General features: G+C 41.2%; 24 protein-coding genes and 1 pseudogene. 22 read left to right on the forward strand and 3 right to left on the reverse strand.

The features are described 5' to 3' along the window. Positions 1–183: 183 nt before the first annotated feature. The 3 genes from HMPREF9960_RS00285 to HMPREF9960_RS00295 are packed head-to-tail and all read right to left on the reverse strand — an operon-like array spanning position 184 to position 1,971. Complete coding sequence (locus HMPREF9960_RS00285; RefSeq protein WP_005590371.1) at positions 184–747, reverse strand: ECF transporter S component; 564 nt, start codon at positions 745–747, stop codon at positions 184–186. After that, positions 731–1,282 (reverse strand): phosphopantothenoylcysteine decarboxylase, encoded by a 552-nt coding sequence (gene coaC, locus HMPREF9960_RS00290; protein WP_005590369.1) that lies wholly within the window; start codon positions 1,280–1,282, stop codon positions 731–733. Before coaC ends, HMPREF9960_RS00285 begins: the two co-directional genes overlap by 17 nt. Next, positions 1,279–1,971, reverse strand: a complete 693-nt coding sequence (locus HMPREF9960_RS00295) for a phosphopantothenate--cysteine ligase (protein ID WP_005590367.1) — start codon at positions 1,969–1,971, stop codon at positions 1,279–1,281. Before HMPREF9960_RS00295 ends, coaC begins: the two co-directional genes overlap by 4 nt. Positions 1,972–2,177: 206 nt before the next feature. On the opposite strand from HMPREF9960_RS00295, the gene HMPREF9960_RS00300 reads away from it, so the two are divergent. From HMPREF9960_RS00300 to dprA, 22 genes and pseudogenes are all read left to right on the forward strand, one after another. Then, positions 2,178–3,848 carry a formate--tetrahydrofolate ligase gene (locus HMPREF9960_RS00300; RefSeq protein WP_005590365.1) on the forward strand — a complete coding sequence of 557 codons (1,671 nt, stop codon included), beginning with the start codon at positions 2,178–2,180 and terminating at the stop codon, positions 3,846–3,848. A 133-nt stretch (positions 3,849–3,981) separates the two neighbouring features. Next, positions 3,982–4,524: a hypothetical protein gene (locus HMPREF9960_RS00305; RefSeq protein ID WP_005590364.1), complete on the forward strand. Its 543-nt coding sequence runs from the start codon at positions 3,982–3,984 to the stop codon at positions 4,522–4,524. Next, positions 4,524–5,132: a DUF5052 family protein gene (locus tag HMPREF9960_RS00310; RefSeq protein ID WP_005590363.1), complete on the forward strand. Its 609-nt coding sequence runs from the start codon at positions 4,524–4,526 to the stop codon at positions 5,130–5,132. Before HMPREF9960_RS00305 ends, HMPREF9960_RS00310 begins: the two co-directional genes overlap by 1 nt. Positions 5,133–5,135: 3 nt before the next feature. Then, positions 5,136–5,789 (forward strand): DNA alkylation repair protein, encoded by a 654-nt coding sequence (locus HMPREF9960_RS00315; RefSeq protein WP_005590362.1) that lies wholly within the window; start codon positions 5,136–5,138, stop codon positions 5,787–5,789. 742 nt (positions 5,790–6,531) lie between these two features. Further along, on the forward strand, positions 6,532–7,608 hold the full coding sequence (locus tag HMPREF9960_RS00325; RefSeq protein ID WP_005590359.1) for an aspartate-semialdehyde dehydrogenase: 1,077 nt from the start codon (positions 6,532–6,534) through the stop codon (positions 7,606–7,608). Positions 7,609–7,687: 79 nt separating this feature from the next. Continuing rightward, positions 7,688–8,623: a 4-hydroxy-tetrahydrodipicolinate synthase gene (dapA, locus tag HMPREF9960_RS00330; RefSeq protein ID WP_005590358.1), complete on the forward strand. Its 936-nt coding sequence runs from the start codon at positions 7,688–7,690 to the stop codon at positions 8,621–8,623. A gap of 53 nt (positions 8,624–8,676) precedes the next feature. Beyond that, positions 8,677–9,276, forward strand: a pseudogene (locus HMPREF9960_RS00335) (hypothetical protein). A gap of 225 nt (positions 9,277–9,501) precedes the next feature. Further along, complete coding sequence (locus tag HMPREF9960_RS00340) at positions 9,502–10,002, forward strand: GNAT family N-acetyltransferase (RefSeq protein ID WP_005590356.1); 501 nt, start codon at positions 9,502–9,504, stop codon at positions 10,000–10,002. A gap of 15 nt (positions 10,003–10,017) precedes the next feature. Next, positions 10,018–10,356, forward strand: a complete 339-nt coding sequence (locus tag HMPREF9960_RS00345) for an ATP cone domain-containing protein (protein ID WP_005590355.1) — start codon at positions 10,018–10,020, stop codon at positions 10,354–10,356. A 303-nt stretch (positions 10,357–10,659) separates the two neighbouring features. Next, positions 10,660–11,868 carry an acyl-CoA dehydrogenase FadE gene (fadE, locus tag HMPREF9960_RS00350; RefSeq protein ID WP_005590354.1) on the forward strand — a complete coding sequence of 403 codons (1,209 nt, stop codon included), beginning with the start codon at positions 10,660–10,662 and terminating at the stop codon, positions 11,866–11,868. Between the two features lie 94 nt (positions 11,869–11,962). Continuing rightward, positions 11,963–12,811 carry a 3-hydroxybutyryl-CoA dehydrogenase gene (locus HMPREF9960_RS00355; protein ID WP_005590353.1) on the forward strand — a complete coding sequence of 283 codons (849 nt, stop codon included), beginning with the start codon at positions 11,963–11,965 and terminating at the stop codon, positions 12,809–12,811. A 17-nt stretch (positions 12,812–12,828) separates the two neighbouring features. Then, entirely contained in the window at positions 12,829–14,007 is a 1,179-nt protein-coding gene (locus HMPREF9960_RS00360; protein ID WP_005590352.1) for an acetyl-CoA C-acetyltransferase, read from the forward strand. A gap of 283 nt (positions 14,008–14,290) precedes the next feature. Continuing rightward, positions 14,291–15,070: an enoyl-CoA hydratase/isomerase family protein gene (locus HMPREF9960_RS00365; protein ID WP_005590351.1), complete on the forward strand. Its 780-nt coding sequence runs from the start codon at positions 14,291–14,293 to the stop codon at positions 15,068–15,070. A gap of 16 nt (positions 15,071–15,086) precedes the next feature. Beyond that, positions 15,087–15,812 carry a CoA transferase subunit A gene (locus HMPREF9960_RS00370; protein ID WP_005590349.1) on the forward strand — a complete coding sequence of 242 codons (726 nt, stop codon included), beginning with the start codon at positions 15,087–15,089 and terminating at the stop codon, positions 15,810–15,812. 1 nt (position 15,813) lies between these two features. Beyond that, on the forward strand, positions 15,814–16,467 hold the full coding sequence (locus HMPREF9960_RS00375; protein ID WP_005590348.1) for a 3-oxoacid CoA-transferase subunit B: 654 nt from the start codon (positions 15,814–15,816) through the stop codon (positions 16,465–16,467). A gap of 184 nt (positions 16,468–16,651) precedes the next feature. Further along, a complete protein-coding gene (locus HMPREF9960_RS00380; RefSeq protein WP_167395900.1) occupies positions 16,652–17,566 on the forward strand; it encodes a LysR family transcriptional regulator in 915 nt (304 codons plus the stop codon). Between the two features lie 11 nt (positions 17,567–17,577). After that, positions 17,578–18,690, forward strand: a complete 1,113-nt coding sequence (locus tag HMPREF9960_RS00385) for an acyl-CoA dehydrogenase family protein (RefSeq protein ID WP_005590346.1) — start codon at positions 17,578–17,580, stop codon at positions 18,688–18,690. 3 nt (positions 18,691–18,693) lie between these two features. Then, positions 18,694–19,608 (forward strand): MBL fold metallo-hydrolase, encoded by a 915-nt coding sequence (locus HMPREF9960_RS00390; protein WP_005590345.1) that lies wholly within the window; start codon positions 18,694–18,696, stop codon positions 19,606–19,608. Positions 19,609–19,713: 105 nt separating this feature from the next. Continuing rightward, positions 19,714–20,565, forward strand: coding sequence for a ribosome biogenesis GTPase YlqF (gene ylqF, locus HMPREF9960_RS00395; RefSeq protein WP_005590344.1), 852 nt, complete (start codon positions 19,714–19,716; stop codon positions 20,563–20,565). Continuing rightward, a complete protein-coding gene (gene rnhB / locus HMPREF9960_RS00400; protein WP_005590343.1) occupies positions 20,552–21,316 on the forward strand; it encodes a ribonuclease HII in 765 nt (254 codons plus the stop codon). Before ylqF ends, rnhB begins: the two co-directional genes overlap by 14 nt. Before the next feature lie 19 nt (positions 21,317–21,335). After that, entirely contained in the window at positions 21,336–21,899 is a 564-nt protein-coding gene (locus tag HMPREF9960_RS00405; RefSeq protein ID WP_005591975.1) for a sugar O-acetyltransferase, read from the forward strand. Between the two features lie 105 nt (positions 21,900–22,004). Further along, on the forward strand, positions 22,005–22,847 hold the full coding sequence (gene dprA / locus HMPREF9960_RS00410; protein ID WP_005590340.1) for a DNA-processing protein DprA: 843 nt from the start codon (positions 22,005–22,007) through the stop codon (positions 22,845–22,847). Positions 22,848–22,886: the final 39 nt, after the last annotated feature.

The following is a 22,886-nucleotide window of genomic DNA, read 5'->3' on the forward strand; positions in this document are numbered from 1 at the left end:
CCTTTATATTTAAGATAGAAAATCACTGTGTGTTTTTAAGAAAGGGCACAAGATTTCCTTGTTTGTTCAATCGCTTTCATTGTAACATATTTTCATATTTTTTGAAAGTACCGACCTAAAAAATAGTGAAATACTTTGAAAAAATGAACATGCTTGGATCAAAAAAATAATCACGCTAGGTGATTATTTTTTAAGTTTTTCAAGTGCTGGAACGATTGCAACTGTAAGGATAGCAGAAATAATCATTTCTGAGATTGCATTAGCTGAAAAAATCAATGCAAGCATGGCTTTGATATCTCCATTGTAAACAGATGAAAATAGAATGAAAATTCCTCCGAGAACGAAGATGGTGTTAGTCATTGAGCCCACGGCACCAGCTAAAACTAAACCTGGCTTGTTTTTCATCCATTTGTAGACAAAATACGGAGTGATTCCGATTAGAATACGTGGAACCATAGCGATCATCAATGAATTGATACTACCGTTTTCTACAAAAGGACTGAAGAGGTAGCTAGTTGGCAGTAGGACAACGGTGTTGGTCACCACACTGATTACCCCCATCAGAGCTCCAAGAACAGCTCCAATTCGCGGTCCGTAGATAATACTAGCGATAATGACTGGAATATGAATAATGGTCGGTTTAATCGGAACCGGTAGTAGGTTGAAAATAACAGAGCTCAGCAGATGGAGCACCAACATAATAGCAAAAAAGATAGCAATTTGCGCGATACTAGATTGTTTTCTCATTTATAATTTCCTTTACTTTTTCTATAATAATATTGACATCAGCTAGAGCGCCAGCTCCATGGTCTCCGCAAGCTAGAATGGCTTCACGTGGTTCAATAATCTCCCAGTCAAATTCTTTTAATCTTTCCAAATTGTGCTGAGTTAGTGGATTTTCATACATCTTGGTATTCATGGCTGGCGCAATGACTTTTTTGACATGAGATGGAAGGGCAAGGGCTGTAGCGGTTACCATATTGTCTGCCAGACCGTTAGCCAGTTTAGCGATAGTATTGGCTGTGGCAGGAGCGACTAAAAAAAGATTCGTTTCTTTGCCGATTTCAATATGATTGACTTTGTCTGGCCTCGGCTCGTCCATAAGATCAAGGGCGACAGGATTTTTTGATAGAACCTGTAGGGTCAGCGGGGTGATGAAGTGACTGGCAGCTTCCGTCATGAGAACAGATACACCATAGCCTAGCTTACCCAGCTGACTCGTAATATCTGCTGCCTTATAGGCTGAAATACTACCTGTGACAGCAAGAGTGATATGGGTCATAAATGGTCTCCTTTCTGGATATGCCTTAACAACTGTTCAGCAATTTCTTCCTTTGAGAAAGCTTCAGTGATAGTATTTGCACTAAGGAGGTAGGCGTGGTGTTGTCCGCTTGAAATCTCCGTTAAATCATTGGCTACAATTAGTTCTGCTTGATTTTTTGTTAGGCTTGCTCTAGCAGTAGCCAGTAGCTCTTCTTTAGAAACGCCAACTAAGAGCTTAAAGCCAATCAATCGAATATTGGGATTCCATTCCTTGACCTTGCCGATGATTTTAGGATTTTTCTTGAGGAAAAGTACCTGATAGTCATCAGCAGACGAAATTTTACTTTCAGAATTACTTTTTTCCAGAAATTCTGTTAAATCTGAACTGGCAAGAACCTCCTCAAATCCTACCATATACACTGGTTTATAGTCGGAAACAGCCATTGAATGAATGAGCACATCATGAGCTGGTACCAGCTCTTCCATAGCTATCAGGAGCTGCTCCGTATCTTCGATCATCTTAATCGTTAGGTTGTCATGCGGTGCAGGTTTAACAGCTTTCGCCGTGGTTAGCAGTGTCACATAGGCACCACTTGCCAAACAATGCTCAGCTATCATTTTTCCAAGTTGACCTGTCGAATGATTGGTGATAGAGCGAACTTGGTCGATTTTTTCACTAGTTCCGCCAGAAGTAATCAATATGTTCATAGCCTTATTCTACAAGAAAAAATGAATTTAGTAAAATAAAATTAACTTAATACTCAATTTAGCCAAACTTATTTTTTACTAGAAAAGATGTATCATGCAAAAATATTTAAAGTAATTACCGAACATTATGTTGCTATTGGAGTTTAAATGTGCAGTTTTGTATCATATTTGTTATAATAGTTTTATCAAATTAGAGGAGTTCCTTAATGAAAACAGATATCGAAATTGCTCAGAGTGTTGAATTACAGCCCATTGTGGATGTGGTAAAAAAGATTGGCATTGATTATGACGATTTGGAGTTGTACGGAAAGTACAAGGCCAAGCTCAGTTCTGACAAAATTCGTGAGGTAGCGAAAAATCCTGTCGGCAAGCTGATTTTGGTAACAGCAATCAATCCAACGCCAGCAGGAGAAGGTAAGTCTACCATTACCATTGGACTAGCTGATGCGCTTAACAAGATTGGCAAGAAAACGATGATTGCCATTCGCGAACCGTCCTTGGGACCAGTGATGGGGATCAAAGGAGGAGCAGCTGGTGGCGGTCACGCGCAGGTTCTACCAATGGAAGACATTAACCTGCATTTTACTGGTGACATGCACGCCATTACGACTGCTAATAATGCCTTGTCTGCCCTCATTGACAATCATCTTCATCAGGGAAATGCTCTTGGAATCGATCAGCGTCGCATTATCTGGAAACGGGTGGTTGACCTGAATGACCGGGCTCTTCGTCATGTGACCGTTGGCTTAGGAAGTCCGGTTAATGGTATTCCACGCGAAGATGGTTTTGATATCACGGTCGCTTCTGAAATTATGGCGATTCTTTGCTTGGCAACAGATATTGAAGATTTGAAAAATCGCTTGGCAAATATTGTCATCGGCTATCGCTATGACCGCACACCAGTTTATGTTCGTGACCTTGAGGTAGAAGGGGCTCTGGCTCTGGTCTTGAAAGATGCGATTAAGCCAAATCTGGTACAGACTATTTACGGAACACCAGCCTTTGTTCACGGCGGACCGTTTGCCAATATCGCCCATGGCTGCAACTCTGTTTTGGCGACTAGCACAGCGCTGCGCTTGGCCGATTATACTGTGACGGAGGCAGGATTTGGTGCAGACCTTGGCGCTGAGAAATTCCTCAATATCAAGACTCCGAACTTACCAACTTCTCCAGATGCAGTTGTCATCGTTGCAACCTTACGCGCCCTCAAGATGAATGGTGGCGTGGCTAAGGATGCACTTACTGAAGAAAATGTTGAGGCGGTACGTGCAGGCTTTGCTAACCTTAAACGCCACGTTGAGAATATCCGTAAGTTCGGTATTCCAGCGGTCGTAGCCATCAATGAATTTGTCTCTGATACGGAAGCTGAAATTGCAACTCTTAAGGAACTCTGTGCAGAAATCGGGGTACCAGTTGAGCTTGCCAGTGTCTGGGCTGATGGCGCTGAAGGCGGTGTGGCTCTAGCTGAAACTGTTGTCAAAACTATTGACGAAAAACCAGCACACTACACTCGTCTTTATGACAATGACTCAACAATTGAAGCGAAAATCGAGAAGATTGTTACTGAAATCTATCGCGGTTCAAAAGTAAACTTTGAGAAAAAAGCGCAGACTCAGATTCGGGAAATTGTCAAGAATGGCTGGGACAAACTGCCAATCTGCATGGCCAAAACCCAGTATAGCTTCTCAGACAATCCTGCTGCTCTGGGCGCACCAGAAAACTTTGAAATTACCATTCGTGAGTTAGTACCAAAACTTGGGGCAGGATTTATTGTGGCTCTGACAGGTGATGTCATGACCATGCCAGGTCTACCAAAACGTCCTGCAGCACTCAATATGGATGTGGCAGCAGACGGTACAGCGATTGGTCTGTTCTAATTGAATTTAAGATATAAGAAGAGGTTGGGCTAAACAGAGCCTGGCCTCTCTCTTTTAGACTTAAATTCCAGATATTTTGATATAATAAAGCCATATTCCCATCACCTATTTTTTGCTCATAGGAGGATGAACATTGAAAAAAAGAAGTCTCAAACAGGAATTAATTTACCTTGCCTCAGGGGAATCAATAAGTGTTGTGTTATTTTGTATCGTGTATGTCCTGTATACGAAATCAGAGACCCGATTTGCCACATCTAGTGCAGTCCTTTATTTTCCATTGTTAATTCTTAATCTGATATTGGTTCAAGGTTCCATCTATTGGCTTAACTGTTTAAGACGAATCCAAAAGAAGAAGGCCCTGAAAGCTCAATTACTTGTACCTCTTTATAAAGGATTAAAAGTGCTAGATTTAATGATGCTGCTTGCATATATACCGATTTGGATCTGGTCTTTTAGAGTGAGTAGTAGCAGTAATATCATTATTGGAGTTTTACTTTGGTTGCTTGCCATCATTGAATTTGTTAATTATTTTTACTATCGCCTATCTTACTATACAATGGGTGGCCTAGGACTGCAAGTGATGAGGCCTCTCAAGTTATTATTGACGGGAAAAGCAGCCAAATCACAAATTTCAAAAGAAATTTCCTTATACGAAAAAAATATGGAGCATAAATAATGAAAAAGAAATACCTATTAATAACTCTTCTAAGCATTGCCCTTTTGACCTTGACTGGTTGTCAGTCTGTTGAAAAGTGGTTTAAAAATGCCAAGGAAGAATGGCTGGGGCTGGAGATGACGGTTCGCACCTATGATGAGAATTCCCAACTCATCGACCAGATGTCGGGCAAATCCTTATCCATCTCGCGTAACGAGGAATTTGACTCAGTTGATGCGGAAGGAAATTCCAAGGAAGATTCTTCTGTGCTCAAAATCACCTTGGGTAAGTATGAGATTGATCATGTGGGCTCTTCCTTGATTGCAGAAGAAAAGGGGTTGAAAGATGTCTTTGCCCAATATCAAAAGACTGCAGATGTTGAGGAGAATAGCCATGCAGTTCCCGTTTTGAATCGTATGATTTCAGCCTTCAAAAACGAATTTACCGGAAAGAAAAAGGTTGTTCTGATTCGCTCTCAAAACGGGACTCCTCTAGCAGCTTATGCTGGCGACCGTGTCTCTCTCGATAAATCTGATGCTCCCAAAACCTCTGAGTTGCTGATTGACGGCAAGCGCCTCGTGATTTACCGCTGCGACTACACTATTTATGACCGTGAATTGCTGGAGTAAGCTATGGATGTAGAGGAATTACTTGAAAATCTGAAAGCAGTAGCTAACCCTGATGATGCGGTAGCTATGAAAGCCTATATGAAAAACAAATTTGAGTTTCTAGGAGTCAAGACTCCAGTCAGACGGAAGATCACAAAGGCTTTTTTCAAACAGCAGACTGACTCCGTTATTGATTGGGTTTTTATAAATGAATCTTGGGACAATCCCTATCGAGAATTGCAGTATGCCGCGCTAGATTATCTGGAAATTCGCAAGAAGCTCTTGACCCTATCTGACTTGCCACGTTTGAAAAAGCTGGCCCAAACAAAATCTTGGTGGGATACCATTGACTTTTTGGACCGCTTGGTCGGATCAATCATTGCTCGATTTCCAGAAACAAAAGAGATTATTTTATCATGGAGTTGCGATAAAGATTTTTGGTTGCGGCGATTAGCCATTGATCATCAGCTATTGCGAAAAGAAGAAACAGACACGGAGCTGTTGGAGAAAATTTTAGTGAATAATCTTGGTCAAACAGAATTCTTTATTAACAAGGCCATCGGCTGGGCGCTGAGAGATTATTCCGAAACCAACCCAGACTGGGTCAGAGATTTTATTGAGCGGCATCAGGCAGAAATGGCTGCACCTAGTATTCGAGAGGGAAGTAAGTATCTGTGATGGTTTTACTAATCTTTAAGGCTTGACATTTTCTACGCTATAGCTTATGATAGATAGGTGCGATGAGTCGATATGCAGATTTTCTGCAAATTGAAGCATGGGAGGTCATAAACGCAGGAGCGGACCTTGATCAGTTGTGTGAACCTGCTGATCACACGAAAGTGCCCTTATCCCCAGTCTACGGATTGGGGATTTTTCTATGTCTCTTAGAGAGGCAAAACAGTTAGTCGTAGCCGAGCTTAGAGACATTGATACTGAGACGGTTGGCATCGTGAGTGCTATTGCTCTTGACGAAACGAGACCGTAGGACGAAGTTGAGTCTTAGAGCAGTGGATACAGTTTTGTCCATGAGGACAAAAACTGTAAACTTTGCAACTACTCTTAGAGAGGCAAGGCTCTCAGTCGCGGTTGAGCTTAGAGACATAGATACTGAGACGGTTGGCGTCGTGAGTGCTATTGCTCTTGACGAAACCAGTCCGCAGGACGAAGTTAAGTCTTAGAGCAATGGCTGCAGTTTTGTTCGTGAGAACAAAATCTGTAAACCTTGGAAGTTCTCATAGAGAGGCAAGATTGCTGGTCGAAGCTGATCTTAGAGACATTGATATTGAGGAGGTCAGCATTGTGAGAGCAGCATATTCCGACAAAATAAGGATATAATCCTTTAGAAATATTTGCATTTTTCCTTAAAAATAGTATAATACTAGAATATACAAAATTTTTAGAAAATTCAGAGGTGGATTGTATGGGATATACAGTTGCTGTAGTTGGTGCCACTGGTGCTGTTGGCGCTCAAATGATTAAAATGCTGGAAGAATCAACACTTCCAATTGACAAGATTCGTTATTTGGCTTCTGCTCGTTCAGCTGGTAAGGTTCTTCAGTTCAAGGGACAAGATGTCACTATCGAAGAAACAACAGAAACTGCCTTTGAAGGTGTAGATATCGCTCTTTTCTCAGCTGGTGGCTCTACTTCAGCAAAATATGCTCCGTATGCAGTTAAAGCTGGTGCAGTCGTAGTGGACAATACCTCATATTTCCGCCAAAATCCTGATGTGCCTCTGGTTGTTCCAGAAGTCAACGCTCATGCACTAGATCAGCATAAAGGGATTATCGCCTGCCCTAACTGTTCAACAATCCAAATGATGGTGGCTTTAGAGCCTGTTCGTCAGCAATGGGGCTTGGAGCGTATCATTGTTTCTACATATCAGGCGGTTTCAGGTGCTGGTATGGGAGCCATTCTTGAAACGCAACGCGAGCTGCGTGAAGTGTTGAATGATGGTGTGAATCCTCGTGATTTGCATGCGGAAATCTTGCCTTCAGGTGGTGACAAGAAACACTATCCTATCGCTTTTAACGCTCTTCCACAAATCGATGTCTTTACTGACAATGATTACACATACGAAGAGATGAAGATGACTAAGGAAACTAAGAAAATCATGGAAGATGACAGCATTGCAGTATCTGCAACATGTGTGCGTATTCCCGTCTTGTCAGCTCACTCCGAGTCTGTTTACATCGAAACAAAAGAAGTGGCTCCGATTGAAGAAGTCAAAGCAGCCATTGCAGCTTTCCCAGGTGCCGTTCTTGAGGATGATGTAGCTCATCAAATCTATCCTCAAGCAATTAACGCAGTTGGTTCACGTGATACTTTTGTAGGTCGTATCCGCAAAGACTTGGATGCAGAAAAAGGAATCCATATGTGGGTCGTTTCAGACAACCTTCTCAAAGGTGCTGCTTGGAATTCTGTCCAAATTGCTGAAACTCTTCATGAGCGTGGTTTGGTCCGTCCGACGGAAGAAGTTGTTTTTGAATTAAAATAAACTGTCTGAAAATACGTGACAGGTCGAGGATTGAATATCTGTCATTCAATCCTCTTTTCATACAAAGAGAGGTTAGTCTATGGCATACGCAGATTTGAAGAATTGTAAAATCATCACAGCTTTCATTACGCCTTTTCATGAAGATGGCTCCATCAATTTTGAGGCCATTCCAGATTTGATTGAGCACCTTTTGGCTCACCATACGGATGGGATTTTGCTAGCTGGAACGACTGCAGAGAGTCCAACCCTGACCCACGATGAAGAGTTGGAATTATTTGCGGCTGTACAAAAGGTTGTCAAGGGGCGTGTTCCTTTGATAGCTGGTGTCGGTACCAATGAAACGCGCGACTCCATCGAATTTGTCAAAGAAGTAGATGCATTTGGTGGTTTTGCGGCTGGTTTGGCCATTGTCCCCTATTACAATAAACCGTCTCAAGAAGGCATGTATCAGCATTTTAAAGCCATTGCGGATGCTTCAAACCTGCCGATCATTATCTACAATATACCTGGACGGGTAGTAGTTGAGATGACACCTGAGACCATGCTGAGACTGGCAGAACACCCAAATATTATTGGCGTAAAGGAATGTACTAGTCTGGCGAATATGGCTTATTTGATTGAACATCGTCCAGAGGAGTTTCTAATTTATACGGGTGAGGATGGTGATGCCTTTCATGCTATGAATCTAGGGGCTGATGGCGTTATTTCAGTTGCTTCTCACACAAACGGTGATGAAATGTTTGAAATGCTAGATGCTATCGAGCACAATGACATCAAAAAAGCAGCTGCTATCCAACGGAAATTCATCCCTAAGGTCAATGCCCTGTTCTCTTACCCAAGCCCTGCTCCGGTCAAGGCTGTCCTCAATTACATGGGATTTGCAGCAGGTCCAACTCGCTTACCACTTGTGCCAGCTCCTGAAGAAGATGCCAAACGCATTATCAAGGTCGTGGTTGATGGCGACTATGAAGCGACGAAAGAGACTGTTAAAGGTGTCTTGAGACCAGATTATTGATCGGCAAATTTGTTTTAGAGGATACAGGTATAAGCGAGGTGTGATGAAATAATATGACAGAAAAGCATAGTCAACAAATCGAAGAGTACAAGGCAAAGCGTAGTCTGGAAAAGCTTGAGGGGAAGAGAGTTTACGACAAGCCAACTATTCGAACTGGTGATAAGGCAAGTTTTTATGGCGCAGGTTTAATTTTGTTAGGGTTTGGTTTGGGGGCTCTTTATCTACTTCTTAACCTTATAACAGACTGGGATTTAAAACTTTTCTCTCTCATCTGGGAAACACTTGCTGGATTAGGGATTGTTGTCAGTCTTTTCGGGGCTTTTAAAATTGGTCGGTTAGAGTTACATACTGTGTCAATGATAGCAGACAAAGAGAAGAATTTTGACATTAAAAGAGCTTTCAATCTTTATAATGTCATCCACAAACCGACTAAGAAAGTTTTACTTCAATACGATAGTGAGGATGATAGTTTAATTTCTCTAAACGCTGGCAGAGACTTATTAGTCGAGCTCCTAAAGAAAGTTGAGTAAGAGAAACTGCCTTTTAATAAGATTAACAAAACTCTGAAATTAGAAGAAGTATCTGAAAATCATTGGAAAATGCATTATCGTTACAAGAAACAAGATATTGTATTAGAGCAAAGTGGTATATAGTATATGTATTATTAGCTTGATCTAAAAGGACTAATATTTATAGTTCTCTAAAAAATATTTCACAAGGATTGCATCTGAATGGCGCCTCAAACGTTAGATAACATTCTAAGGATTGAGGTTCAGTTCATCTCTGCAGTCCTTTTTCTAAATATTTCATTCTTTTTGAAAAAAACAAGAAAAAATTGTATAATGATAGGGTAAGTTATTGCTTAAGAGGTGACGATAATGCAGGTTCGTAAGGCAAGCAAGGCTGATTGGCAACTAATCCAAAAAATATGTAGAGAAACTTGGTTGACTACCTATAAAGATATTTATTCCTCTTCCTACATAGAGCGAGTCTTTGACATTTTCTATAGCCAGGAACGTTTATATAAGGACTTGACTGAACTTTCTCCTGAATGGAATGGCTATTGGCTGGCAGAAAGAAATGGGCAGGTGCTTGGTTGTGTTGGGGGTGGGATGAGCGAGGACGGCAGAGCTAATGTTTATGTTCTCTACGTCTTGCCGCAGGCTCAACGTTTGGGAATCGGTCATGAGTTACTGGAGACCTTGACAAGTTATCAAAAATCACAATATCAGGCCAGAGAGCAAGCCGTTACAGTAACGGAAGGAAATGCTATCGGTATTCCATTTTATGAAAAAGAGGGCTTTGTCTTTGAGTCTGCCACTGTAAATTGGATTGATAGCAGTCAAGCCAGAGATTTACATTACATCAGAAATATATAAATAAAGGAGTATTTTATGAAAGTCATTAAACGCAGTGGGGAAGTCGTTGACTTTGACCCAGATAAAATCTATCAAGCGGTATTAAAAGCAGCTCAAACTGTTTATGTCTTGACAGACGACCTCCGTCAAAATCTAGCCTTGGTGACAAAAAAGGTCGCATTAGATCTGGAAGAAGCCAAGGTTGAGCGTGCCACTATCAGTATGATTCAGTCTATGGTTGAAAACCGTCTCTTGGGAGCGGGCTATATCACTATTGCTGAGCATTATATTTCCTACCGCTTGCAGCGTGATTTGGAACGCAGTGGTTACGGTGACCATATCGCTGTCCATCTGCATTTTGAGCAAATCCGATAAAAATGCTGAGAGGCCCACATGGGCTTTTTCTTTTGCAAAACTCAATTTATAAAGTCACTCCAAAGGAGATTTTTCTTCAAAATTTGTAACCGTATTCAAAGATTTTTTCCTAGTTTTTATTAGAAAAAGACCTTTCAAAGCCAGTAAAATCAATATGTATAATCTAGACTTATGCTCTTCTTAATCTTTCTTAAGTAGACATCATAACATATTAGATATAAAATGAAAGCGTCAACAAATACTGAGCTACAAAAATGAAAGCGCTCTTATATAAATAAAAACTATACAAAAGGAGTCAATAAAATGGCAACTAAAGAAGAAATTTTACGTGAACTATACCCTGAGGATCTTTTCCACTATGCTGATGGCTTGACATTGGGAGAAGCGGAAGTATTACAAGAAACTCGTCGTTTGATTGAAAAGCATCTTCGTCCAGTCATTAATGAATATTGGGAAGCGCCTGATTTCCCATTTGAAGAATTCTATGCAGTTGCTAAAGGCGCTCAAATCATGAACAACCCTAAATTGTTCGAAGGTCGTGAAGGCAACTACAAACCATCAGAACTTTACATCGCATTCTTGTATTTGGAATTAGGCCGTTTCGATGCGTCTATAGCGACTTTCTTCACAGTTCATGGTGGACTTTGCTACAACACAGTCTTGCTTGGTGGTGACGAGCGTCAACAAAAAGAATTCCTACCTAAATTAGCTGCATTTGACTGGCAAGGATGTTTCGCATTGACTGAGCCGTTGTCAGGTTCTGACATTGCTGGAGGTCTTGCGACAACAGCTGAGCGTGTTGGCGATAAATGGATCTTGAACGGAGAAAAACGTTGGATCGGTGGATCAGATACAGCTGATGTGGTTCCAGTATTTGCTCGCGACGTTGAAGATGGAAAAGTAAAATGTTTCATCGTTCGTAAAGGCGCTCCTGGATATCATGCAGAACCAATCCCTCACAAAACAGCTCTTCGTTGCGTACGTAATGGCCACATTACTATGAAGAATGTGGAAGTTCCAGATTCAGACCGTTTGGTAAACATCAATGGATTTGGCGATGTAGCTCGTATCTTGACATTCACTCGTGCTGACGTTGCTCACATTGCAACTGCTATCACTTGTGGTTCATACGTAGCAGCTCTTAAATATGCTAAAGATCGTCAACAATTCAAACGTCCAATTGCTGCATTCCAAATCGTACAAGAAAAACTGGCTAGAATGCAAGCTAACGCAGTGGCAGTACTTTCATACTCAGCTCGTATTGCTGAAATGCAAGAAGCAGGTAACGAATTGATGTTGAACTCTGCACTTGCTAAGATGCACAACTCATTGGTAATGCGCGAAACAGTTGCACTTGCACGTGAAACATGTGGTGGTAACGGAATCACTCTTGAAACTGATGTAGCTCGCTTCTTTGCAGATGCTGAAGCAATCTACACCTATGAAGGTTCTCATGAAGTGAATGCTTTGATCGTAGGCCGTGAAATCACTGGTATTGGAGCATTTGTATAATAATGAATTTGGAACGATTGCTCAGCATTTGCTAGTAATCGTTCCGATTCTTTCTTTTTGAAGTTTGTATTTTGATAGTAAATAGGAGAAAAAAATGAGTATTTCAAAAGTGATGATCATCGGATCAGGTCAAATGGGAAGCGGTATTGCACAAGTCTTTGCACAATCAGGTTTCACAGTTTATCTCAATGATATCAAGGAAGAATTTGTTCAAAGAGGGCTGGATGGTATTACTAAGCAATTGTCTCGTTCTGTTGAAAAAGGTCGTTTGTCAGAAGAAGATAAAGACAGCATTTTGGCAAATCTGATTCCTTCTACATCTTATGAAGATGCTAAACATGCTCAATTGGTTATTGAAGCGGCTACTGAAAATCGCGACATCAAATTGAGCATCTTTAAACAGTTGGATGAGTTGACTGACCCTCAAACTATTCTGGCTTCAAACACTTCATCTCTATCTATTACTGATATTGCAGCTGCGACAGTTCATCAAGAACGTGTTATTGGTATGCACTTCTTCAACCCAGCACCAGTTATGAAATTGGTTGAAGTTATCCGTGCACTTCAAACATCAGATGAAGTTGTAAAAGCTGTCCGTGAATTGACTGAAAAAATTGGTAAAACAGCTGTAGATGTGAAAGATTCTTATGGTTTTGTTGTGAACCGCGTCTTGATTCCAATGATCAATGAGGCTATTTTCATCTTAGGTGAAGGTGTTGCTTCAGCTGAAGAAATTGACGAAGCAATGAAACTAGGTGCTAATCACCCAATTGGCCCATTGGCATTGGCTGACTTGATCGGTCTTGATGTCTGCTTGGCTATCATGGGAGTGTTAAACAATGGATTTGGAGATCCTAAGTATCGTCCTGCTCCACTTCTGAAGAAGATGGTTGAAGCTGGTAAGCTTGGTCGCAAGACTAAAGAAGGATTCTTTAAATATTAAGATATAAGGAGCAAGAAATGAAAGAAGCAGTTATTGTAGCAGCAGTCCGCACACCTTTAGGTTCTTTTGGTGGAACTTTAAAAAATGTTTCGGCTGTTGATCTAGGTAGTTTAGTTATTAAAAGTGCTATTGAACGAGCAAATTTGAAACCAGAACAAGTTGATGAAGTTATCATGGGGAATGTTCTGGGTGCAGGTCTTGGTCAAAACGTAGCTCGTCAAATGAGTGTCAACGCAGGTGTCCCAGTAGCTTCTCCAGCTTTCACTATCAACAAAGTTTGTGGCTCTGGTTTGAAAGCAGTTCAATTGGCGGCTCAAGCTGTATTGTGTGGAGATGCTGATATCGTTGTAGCCGGTGGGGCTGAAAACATGAGCCAAGCTCCTTATGTCCTTCCAAACCAACGTTGGGGCGCCCGTATGGGAGACTCCCAAGTAGTAGACACTATGCTTCGTGATGGCTTGACAGATGCCTTTGAATCCTTCCATATGGGAATTACAGCTGAAAACGTTGCTGAACAATATGGCATTACACGTGAAGACCAAGATAACTTTGCTGTGCAATCTCAAAAACGTGCAGTTGCAGCTATCGAAGCTGGTCGTTTCAAAGAAGAAATTGTTCCTGTTGAAATTCCACAACGTAAAGGCGATCCTATCGTATTTGATACAGATGAATTTCCAAGAAAAGATGCTTCTCTTGAAGGTTTGGGTAAATTGCGTCCAGTGTTCAAGAAGGATGGTACTGTAACTGCTGGTAATGCCTCAGGTATCAACGACGGTGCAGCAGCAGTGGTTGTTATGAGTGCTGATAAAGCTAAAGAATTGGGCGTTCCAATTTTGGCAACGATCAAATCTTACGCAAGCGCTGGACTAGATCCAAAAGTTATGGGGTGTGGTCCGATTTACGCATCTCGCAAAGCCCTTGAAAAAGGCGGATTTACAGTGGAAGATTTAGATTTGGTTGAATCCAATGAAGCATTTGCAGCGCAAGCATGTGCCGTTGGTAAAGAATTGAATCTTGATCCTGAAAAAGTCAATGTAAATGGTGGTGCGATTGCTCTTGGTCACCCAATCGGTGCTTCAGGCTGCCGTATTTTGGTAACACTTTTGCATGAAATGCAAAAACGTGATGCTAAACGTGGCCTTGCTACCCTATGTATTGGTGGCGGAATGGGTACAGCGGTCATCGTAGAACGCTAGAATCTAGTTCATTTTTGAAGTTTTCCATTTGCTTCTACTATATAAACAAGTCCTATCGATGAGCTGTTTTTTGCAAACAAGCCTTGATAGGGCTTGTTTTATTTTTCGAAAATTTAATTTGAATATCAAAACTATAAGTTTAGCTTATTGATGTATAAATGATGATTAAGTAGACGAAGTGTGAGAAATGGTATATCATAAGAATGTAAGCTCTTACATTTGTAGTTTAAGTATTTGTTGACACCATACTTAGTCATTCAATTTTATAAGTAGGAGCATAAAAATGAGTAAAACTGTTTTATTAGAAGTTAAAAATGGGATTGGATATATCACTATCAACCGTCCTGAAGCTTTGAACGCCTTGAGTTCTCAAGTTTTGGCTGATTTGAATGAAGTTCTTGATCAAGTTGAGAAAAGCGAAGAAATTCGCGTTGTCATCGTAACTGGAGCAGGAGAAAAAGCATTCGTCGCTGGAGCAGACATCAAGGAAATGGATTTGATGTCACCTATTCAAGCCTTTGAATACATGACATTTGCAAATGATACATTTACTCGCCTTTCAGATTTACGCCAACCAACGATTGCAGTCATCAATGGTTATGCACTCGGTGGTGGTATGGAGCTAGCACTTTCAACAGATATCCGTATTGGATTTGAAAAAACAGTGGTTGGCTTCCCAGAAGTTGGCTTGGGTATTATTCCAGGATTTGCTGGTACTCAACGGATGTCTCGCTTGATTGGAACTAGCCGTGCCAAAGAACTTATCTTCACTGCTCGTACAGTGAAAGGTCAAGAAGCCTATGACTTAGGTATTCTTAACAAACTGGTTCCTGCTGAAGAATTGTTGTCTTCAGCTGAAGAATTAGCCGCAGCCATCATGAAGAATGCACCGTTAGCTGTTGAAAAAGCAAAACATGTCATTCAAGTTGGTGCGGAACTTCCTCTTAAAAATGCAATCCGTCTGGAAACAGAAGCAGAAGCCTTGCTCTTCTCTACAGAAGACAAACTAGAAGGAATGCGTGCTTTTGTTGAAAAACGCAAAGCTGTTTTCAATCGTAAGTAAAAGAGGAGGTATCAGCATGAAATCAGTTGTATCATTATCAGACGCTATTTCTAAGGTCAAATCGGGTGATATCGTTGGAATTTCTGGATTCCTCGGTGTCGGTGAACCTTTTGAATTGATTGAAGAATTAGTAAAACAAAACCAGCAAGACTTGACTTTGGTATCGGTGGTAACATCTCATCCTGGTAAAGAAGTTGGGGTTGGACGACTTTGTGAAAATCACCAAGTGAAAAAATATATTGCAGCCCACGTAGGAACATCTGCAGCAGCTCAACGTGAGTATTTTGAAAAGAAGATGGAAGTCGAATTTACACCGATGGGAACTGTTGTCGAGCGTCTCCATGCAGCTGGAGCTGGCTTAGGAGCTGTCTTGACCCCGACAGGAGTCGGAACAATCTTAGAAAAAGATTATGAAAAAGTAGAGCGTAATGGCCGTGAATACTTGGTCTATGATCCACTTAAAATTGATGTTGCCTTAATCAAAGCGACTAAAGCTGACAAATACGGCAACTTGTATATCGATGGCACTACGAAAAACATTTCCTTGCAATTAGCTCTCGCAGCAGATACTGTTATCGTTGAAGCGAATGAAATTGTTGAAGCTGGCGAAATTCATCCGAACGATATTTATATTCCGGGCATCCTTGTTGACTATGTCGTCCAAAGCTTGACTCCAGAAGAACACCATAAAATGATGGGTGATCTTTGGACAGAGACTAAAAAATTGGCGGGGGTGAACTAATATGAAAGCAAAAGAAATTATTGCAAGACGTGTTGCACAAGAATTTAAAGATGGAGATGTTGTCAATCTAGGATTTGGTATTCCAAACGCATCTGCTGACTATATTCCTGAGGGAGTAAACGTTATTCTTCAGGCTGAAAATGGAGCGCTTCGCTTTGGTGAAACACCAACGAAAGATACTTACAATCCAAACCTGGCAAACTCTGGTGGAGCGCCAATCACTCTCTTGCCTGGAGCAGCATTATTTGACTTACAGACTTCCTTCGCGATCATCCGTGGTGGACACGTTGATGCGACCGTGCTAGGAGCTTTGGAAGTCAGTCAAGATGGTAGTATTGCTAACTGGATTATTCCAGGGAAGTTTGCCCCAGGAATGGGTGGAGCGATGGACTTGTTGGTTGGAGCGAAGCGTGTTATCGGTGCAATCCAGCATACTACTGCCGATGGCCAATCTAAACTTCTGCCAGAGTGTACTTTGCCACTTTCTGCCAAAGGAGTTCTTGATTTAGTCATTACAGAGTTGGCTGTCTTTGGTTTCCAAGATGGTAAGTTCCTCTTGAAAGAGCTTGCTCCTGGTGTTACCCTAGAGGAAGTTCTTGAAAAGACAGCAGGAGAAGTAATTGTTTCAGAAGACTTGAAAACGATGTCAATCTAATAAGGTTAGTAAGCAATTAATCTCCTCTTTCTCTGAAAGTGTGTTACTATGTGTTTATAACAACTTGAGCGATGATTAGTTTTTAATCAGAATACTAGCAACTGGTCATCATGGTTTCGAGGGCCAGTTGCTGTTTTATTTATGGCAAATTACCTCGTGAAATTTGAAAGATGGGAGACGAAAAGTGGATATAATTCAAATGACTTACTTTATCAATATCGTCGAATGTGGATGCAATCTTTCTATCGCAGCTAAGAAAATTCATATCAGCCAGTCAGCCTTGAGTCAGTTTGTCACAAATTTTGAATCAACGGAAGGAATCCAGCTCTTCAATCGCAGAAATGGAAGATTAGAGAGTCTGACGGAAGCTGGTGGTAAGATTTACCGTTTTGCCACAGAGATTGTCAACCGGCATGAAGAGATGCAGTCAATGATTCATATGGAAGCTCTTAAACAAAAAGGTACCTTTAACTTGGGCATTCCGTCATTGATTTTACGTGTATATTTTTCTAGTATTTTACCAAAGTTTTTACAAGACAATCCGCAAGTCAACATTCAGGTTACTGAGGATGGAAGTAATGAATTACGTCAAAAGCTGGTTGCAGGGGATCTGAATTTTGCAGTACTAATCGAACCTACCAATCTGGATCCTAAAAAATATGAACAGTATATCATTCAAGTTGATGAATACGTTGCTTATATGGATAAGAATCATCCTTTGGCGGACAAAGAATTATTGGAGTGGAAAGATATAGCTCAGTACGGTTTAGCGACCTTTAATAAATCATTTACAACCTACGATTTAATCACTGAAAAATTAAAGAGTAAAAAGATAAAAGCAAATTTTGCCTATTTATCATCGACATGGGATTTCTTGATAGAGTCAACTTATCAAAACGATATGATTGCACTTTTACCTCGTCCTTTAGAGTATTTTGTCGATAAGAATAAATTTAAGGTTGTGCGCTTTAAGGATCCGGTGCCTTTCAATATTTGGTTCTGTCGGCCTTATAAAGCAAGCTACAATGAGGTAGAAGCATACGTATACGAAGAGCTTTTAAAAGGTTATTATCAGCCTCTTTCTGAGCCACATTCATAAAGGGAGAATTGATGATGAAGTCCAGTACTAAAACAGCAGCATTGAGTTCATATGTAAATACAGCTATTAGAGACTACATGAAAAATCATGATGAGTCAGTTGACTTTCCTCAGGAGATTTGGGAAGAATTGACGACGGATTTGGATATTTTTTCACCGATTTTGTCAGAAGATGACCAGGCTTTGGCTTCTGATTTTATCAGCTCTATTCGAATGATTTCGAATGAGTTTCCAGCTCTTTCAACTATATTGCTGACCCAAGGTTGTTATGGTGTTTATCCGATTTTGAAGTTTGGTACGGGGCAACAGAAAGAGCGTTATCTGGACAAGTTGGTAAAGGGAACTTGTAAAGCAGGTCTTGGATTTTCTGAGTCTAAACATCTAAATAGTTTGGCAGATTTGGAGACCTATGCGATCAAGACAGAGACAGGTTGGCAACTTTCGGGAGAAAAAGCTAAAGTGTCAAATAGTAGCATTGCGGACATTCTCTTGGTCTTAGCCAAAGTAAGAGAGGCTGGAAAGCCTGATTCTTATGGCTTCTTCATTGTGGAGACGACTGCTTCGGGTGTGCTCATTGGTGAGCAGATAGAAAAGCAAGGTTTACTAGGACTTCCACTAAGTTCTGTTACCTTGGACAAGGTAAACCTTCCAGAAACTGCCTTGTTAGGCGGAGTCTTGGCTGGAAATGAACAATTTAATAACATTATAAAAAATATGCAACTCGGCTTGAGTGCGGTTGCTTTAGGAGTTGCTGAGGGCGCCTTTAATAAGGGCCTTGAGTTTGCACGTGTAAAAAGAGGATTCGGCAAGCGACTGATGGATGTTGAGTTGCATCAGTACAAGTTCGCAGATTTGTACAATAAAATTTGTGCTGCAGATGCTTATTTCTCATCCTATCCTAATCAAATAGAAGAAGATTCCAAGTTTGTTGCACGGATAAAGCTATATATGACTAAGGTAGCGCTAGAGGTTACAGATGAAATTCTCCGTCTTATCGGGCCTCTACAAAAATTTGATCATGTGAATATCAAACGCTATTTTAAAGATGCTGAAATTATTGAAAATTATGGACGGTCAGGGAATTCGATCAGAAAAGAAATCGCAGAAAGATGGTTAAAGGAGTAAAAGATGACAGAACTCAAATTACAAGAGTATCAGTTTGGGGAAATGAAGCTGACTTGGTTGCGTGGAGCGGATAAGCTCACAGATGCAGGCACCTTGTTTGGCCCGGTACCAAAGGTTGTTTGGTCACGTTATTATCCAACAACAGAAGAAAATATGATGGCTGAACTGACAGATCCGATTTTGATTCAATACAAGGGGCAGAATTATTTAATTGATGCGAGTTTTGATACGGCTAAGCTTTCTGATAAACAACGTCGCAATCTCGGTATTCTTTCTGAGAGCCGTGTTGAAGAAAGCTTGGCTCTCTTGGGATTAAAAACAGAAGATATTTCCCATATTTTAATGACGCACATGCACCATGATCACTCTGGCGGTTTGACTAGACTAGATGAGAACAATCAGCTTGTTTCAAAATTCCCAAATGCAAAGATTTTTGTAAATGAGATGGAATGGTACGAAATGCGAAATCCTAATAGTCGGACAAGGGGAACTTATCTGAAGGAAAATTGGGAGCCAATCCAAGATCAGGTTGAAACCTTTACTGAATATCTGAACGTCATTCCAGAAATTCAAATGGTTCATACAGGTGGTCACAGTAATGGTCACAGCATCATCTTACTCAAACAGGGCGAGGAAACCATGATTCATATGGCTGATCTGGTGTTGACTCATGCCCATCGGAAACCTCTGTGGGTTGCTGCAGTAGATGATTATCCGATGCGCTCAATTGTTGCCAAAGACAAATGGCTTAACGAAGCTTTTGAAAACCATTATAAGTTTTTCTTTTACCACGATCAATTTTTCGCAGTTGCTGAGTTTGATCAGACTGGCGAGGAGTTTGTTGATTATGTGACTAGGATTCGTGAACCGCGAGTTCCATTCACAGATAAGCAGGATCGTAAACCATTATTTTTATAAGAATAGAGAATCGCTTCTGACAGTTTGAGGGAGCGATTTTACTATTTTATTCTCTATTTTTTTGGTATAATGAGATACTAGAATATTGTAAGAAAGAGGTTTTTAATGGCAACGATTCAATGGTTTCCGGGGCACATGTCCAAGGCTCGGAGACAGGTTCAAGAAAGTATTAAATTTGTAGATTTTGTGACGATTTTGGTGGATGCGAGGTTGCCCTTGTCCAGTCAAAATCCCATGTTGACCAAAATTGTTGGAGACAAGCCTAAGTTATTGATTTTAAATAAGGCTGATCTGGCAGATCCGACCTTGACCAAGGAATGGCAGGCCTATTTTGAAAGTCGGGGAATTAAAACGTTGGCTATTAACTCTAAGGAACAATCTGCAGTCAAAAAAGTGACCGAAGCAGCTAAGAAATTGATGGCTGATAAGCTAGCTCGCCAGCGGGAAAGAGGAATTCAAATCGAGACTCTGCGTACCATGATTATCGGGATTCCCAATGCTGGAAAGTCAACGCTGATGAACAGGCTGGCTGGTAAGAAAATCGCTATAGTCGGCAATAAACCAGGGGTCACCAAAGGTCAGCAGTGGCTCAAGTCCAATAAGGATTTGGAAATTCTAGATACACCGGGGATTCTTTGGCCAAAATTTGAAGATGAAATGGTGGCTTTGAAACTCGCTTTGACGGGGGCTATCAAGGACAATTTGCTGCCCATGGACGAAGTTACTATTTTTGGACTCAATTATTTCAAAGAGCATTATCCTAAGGCATTGCAGGAGCGTTTTAAGCAGCTGGATTTAGAGCTGGAAGCGCCAGACATGATTATGGATATGACCCAGAAATTGGGCTTCAGAGAGGACTACGATCGTTTTTATAGCCTCTTTGTCAAGGAAGTGCGTGATGGCCGCTTAGGTCGCTATACACTGGATACATTGGAGGAATTGGATGGCCACGATTAAGGAAATCCAAGAGCAGTTGGCTCAAGTTTCTGACTTGCAGGATCCGCTTTTTCAGGCTTTAAAGCAGGATGAGCGGAGCGGTGTTCAAAAACTCTTACTCAAACGCCAAAAAGAAATCCAAGCAGAGCTAGATGAAGATTTACGCCTAGAGTACATGCTGCGCTATGAAAAAGAACTCTACAGTCAAGGCTTCCAAGCCCTTGCTGGCATTGATGAAGTCGGACGAGGTCCCTTAGCTGGTCCAGTAGTCGCAGCAGCAGTTATTCTGCCTCCTAACTGCAAAATCAAAGGGCTGAATGACAGTAAAAAGATTCCCAAGAAAAAGCATGAGGAAATTTATCAAGCGGTGCTAGATCATGCCTTAGCCGTTGGCTTGGGGATTATGGACAATCAAACGATTGATCGAGTCAATATCTATGAAGCGACCAAGCTAGCCATGTTAGAAGCTGTAGCCCAGCTCAAGATTAAGCCAGATTACCTCTTGATTGACGCGATGAAGTTAGATTTGTCCTTGCCTCAGCAGTCCATCATCAAGGGTGATGCTAATTCCTTGTCCATCGCTGCGGCTTCTATCGTAGCCAAGGTGACGAGGGACAAGATGATGGCGGATTTTGACCAGATTTATCCAGGCTATGACTTTGCTCAGAATGCTGGTTATGGCACTAAGAGCCATTTACAGGGATTGGAACGAAACGGCGTAACTCCTATTCATCGCAAAACATTTGAGCCCGTAAAATCAATGTGTGAATAAGCATGAAAAGGAGGATGCCATGCGAAGCGAAAACGAAAAAATGATTGCTGGAGAGATTTACCGACCACAAGATGAAGATTTAAGAAAAATTAGAGCCCGCTCCAAAGAATTTCAATATCGTTTCAACCACGAGCAAGACAGTGACAAGCGTACGGCCATTATCAAGGAATGGTTTGGCAGTACGGGAAATAATCTTGCTATGAAGCCAGATTTGGTTTGCGACTACGGAATTAACATTCATTTAGGAGAAAATTTTTGTTCTAACTGGAACCTGACTATGCTGGATGTCTGTCCTATTACCATTGGAAAGAATGCCATGCTGGGTCCCAATTGCCAGTTTCTGACGCCGCTACATCCGCTTGACCCAGTGGAAAGAAATTCCGGCATTGAATACGGGGCACCCATTAAGATTGGTGACAATTTCTGGGCTGGCGGTGGTGTAACCATTCTGCCAGGAGTGACTCTAGGAGATAATGTGGTAGTCGGAGCAGGTGCAGTGGTGACTAAATCATTCGGCGATAACCTAGTCCTAGCCGGCAATCCTGCTAAGATTATTAAGGAAATTCCTGTTCATGAAGAATAGAAGAACTCAACCATTTTCTCAAGCATTAATCGAATAAGAAACAAGGAACTGTATTGCAGTTCTTTTTTTGAACTTTTTTACGAATAAGAAAGTGAGGTGATAAAAATGAATAATTTTGAAATTTATAAAATGAAAAAAGCTGGCTTAACCAATCCACAGGTCTTAAATATCTTGAGATATGCAGAAAATAAAGAGGGAGAGCTATCTTTGCGAGACAAGGCCGTCGTTTCTGAGTGTCGCAATCCCGCACTCTTTATGGAAAAATACAAGCGACTTGATCTACCAGCTTTGAGAGAAGAGTTTGAACGTTTCCCGTCCTTTTCAATCTTGGATGATGTGTATCCTTGGGACTTATGTGAAATTTACGATGCACCGACTTTGCTATTTTATCAAGGAAATCTAAATTTACTAGAAATGCCAAAGATAGCGGTTGTTGGCAGTCGAGACAGCAGTAAGCAGGGCAATGCTGCTGTGCAGAAAATCATCAAGGAGTTGAATAATGAACTGGTTATCGTCAGCGGACTGGCACGCGGAATTGATACCGTGGCCCACATGGCTGCCCTGCAAAATGGTGGCCAAACTATTGCTGTCATTGGGACGGGACTAGATGTCTTCTATCCCAAGGCCAATCAAAAGCTGCAGGCTTATATTGGCAAAAATCATTTATTGCTGACGGAGTATGGACCGTGTGAGCAACCCTTGAAATTTCATTTTCCAGAGCGAAATCGCATCATCGCTGGTCTTTGTCGTGGCGTTATCGTGGCGGAAGCTAAGATGCGCTCAGGCAGTCTGATTACCTGTGAGCGGGCAATGGAAGAGGGGCGGGATGTTTTTGCCATTCCAGGGTCAATTTTAGATGGAAAATCTGACGGTTGTCATCATTTGATTCAAGAGGGCGCAAAGTGCATCACATCGGGATCTGACGTCCTATCTGAGTTCCAATTCTAAAACAAGTTTTCCTATAGAGAATGTTGTGAGTTGACATCT

This window comes from Streptococcus cristatus ATCC 51100 (assembly GCF_000222765.1).
Lineage (GTDB): Bacteria > Bacillota > Bacilli > Lactobacillales > Streptococcaceae > Streptococcus > Streptococcus cristatus.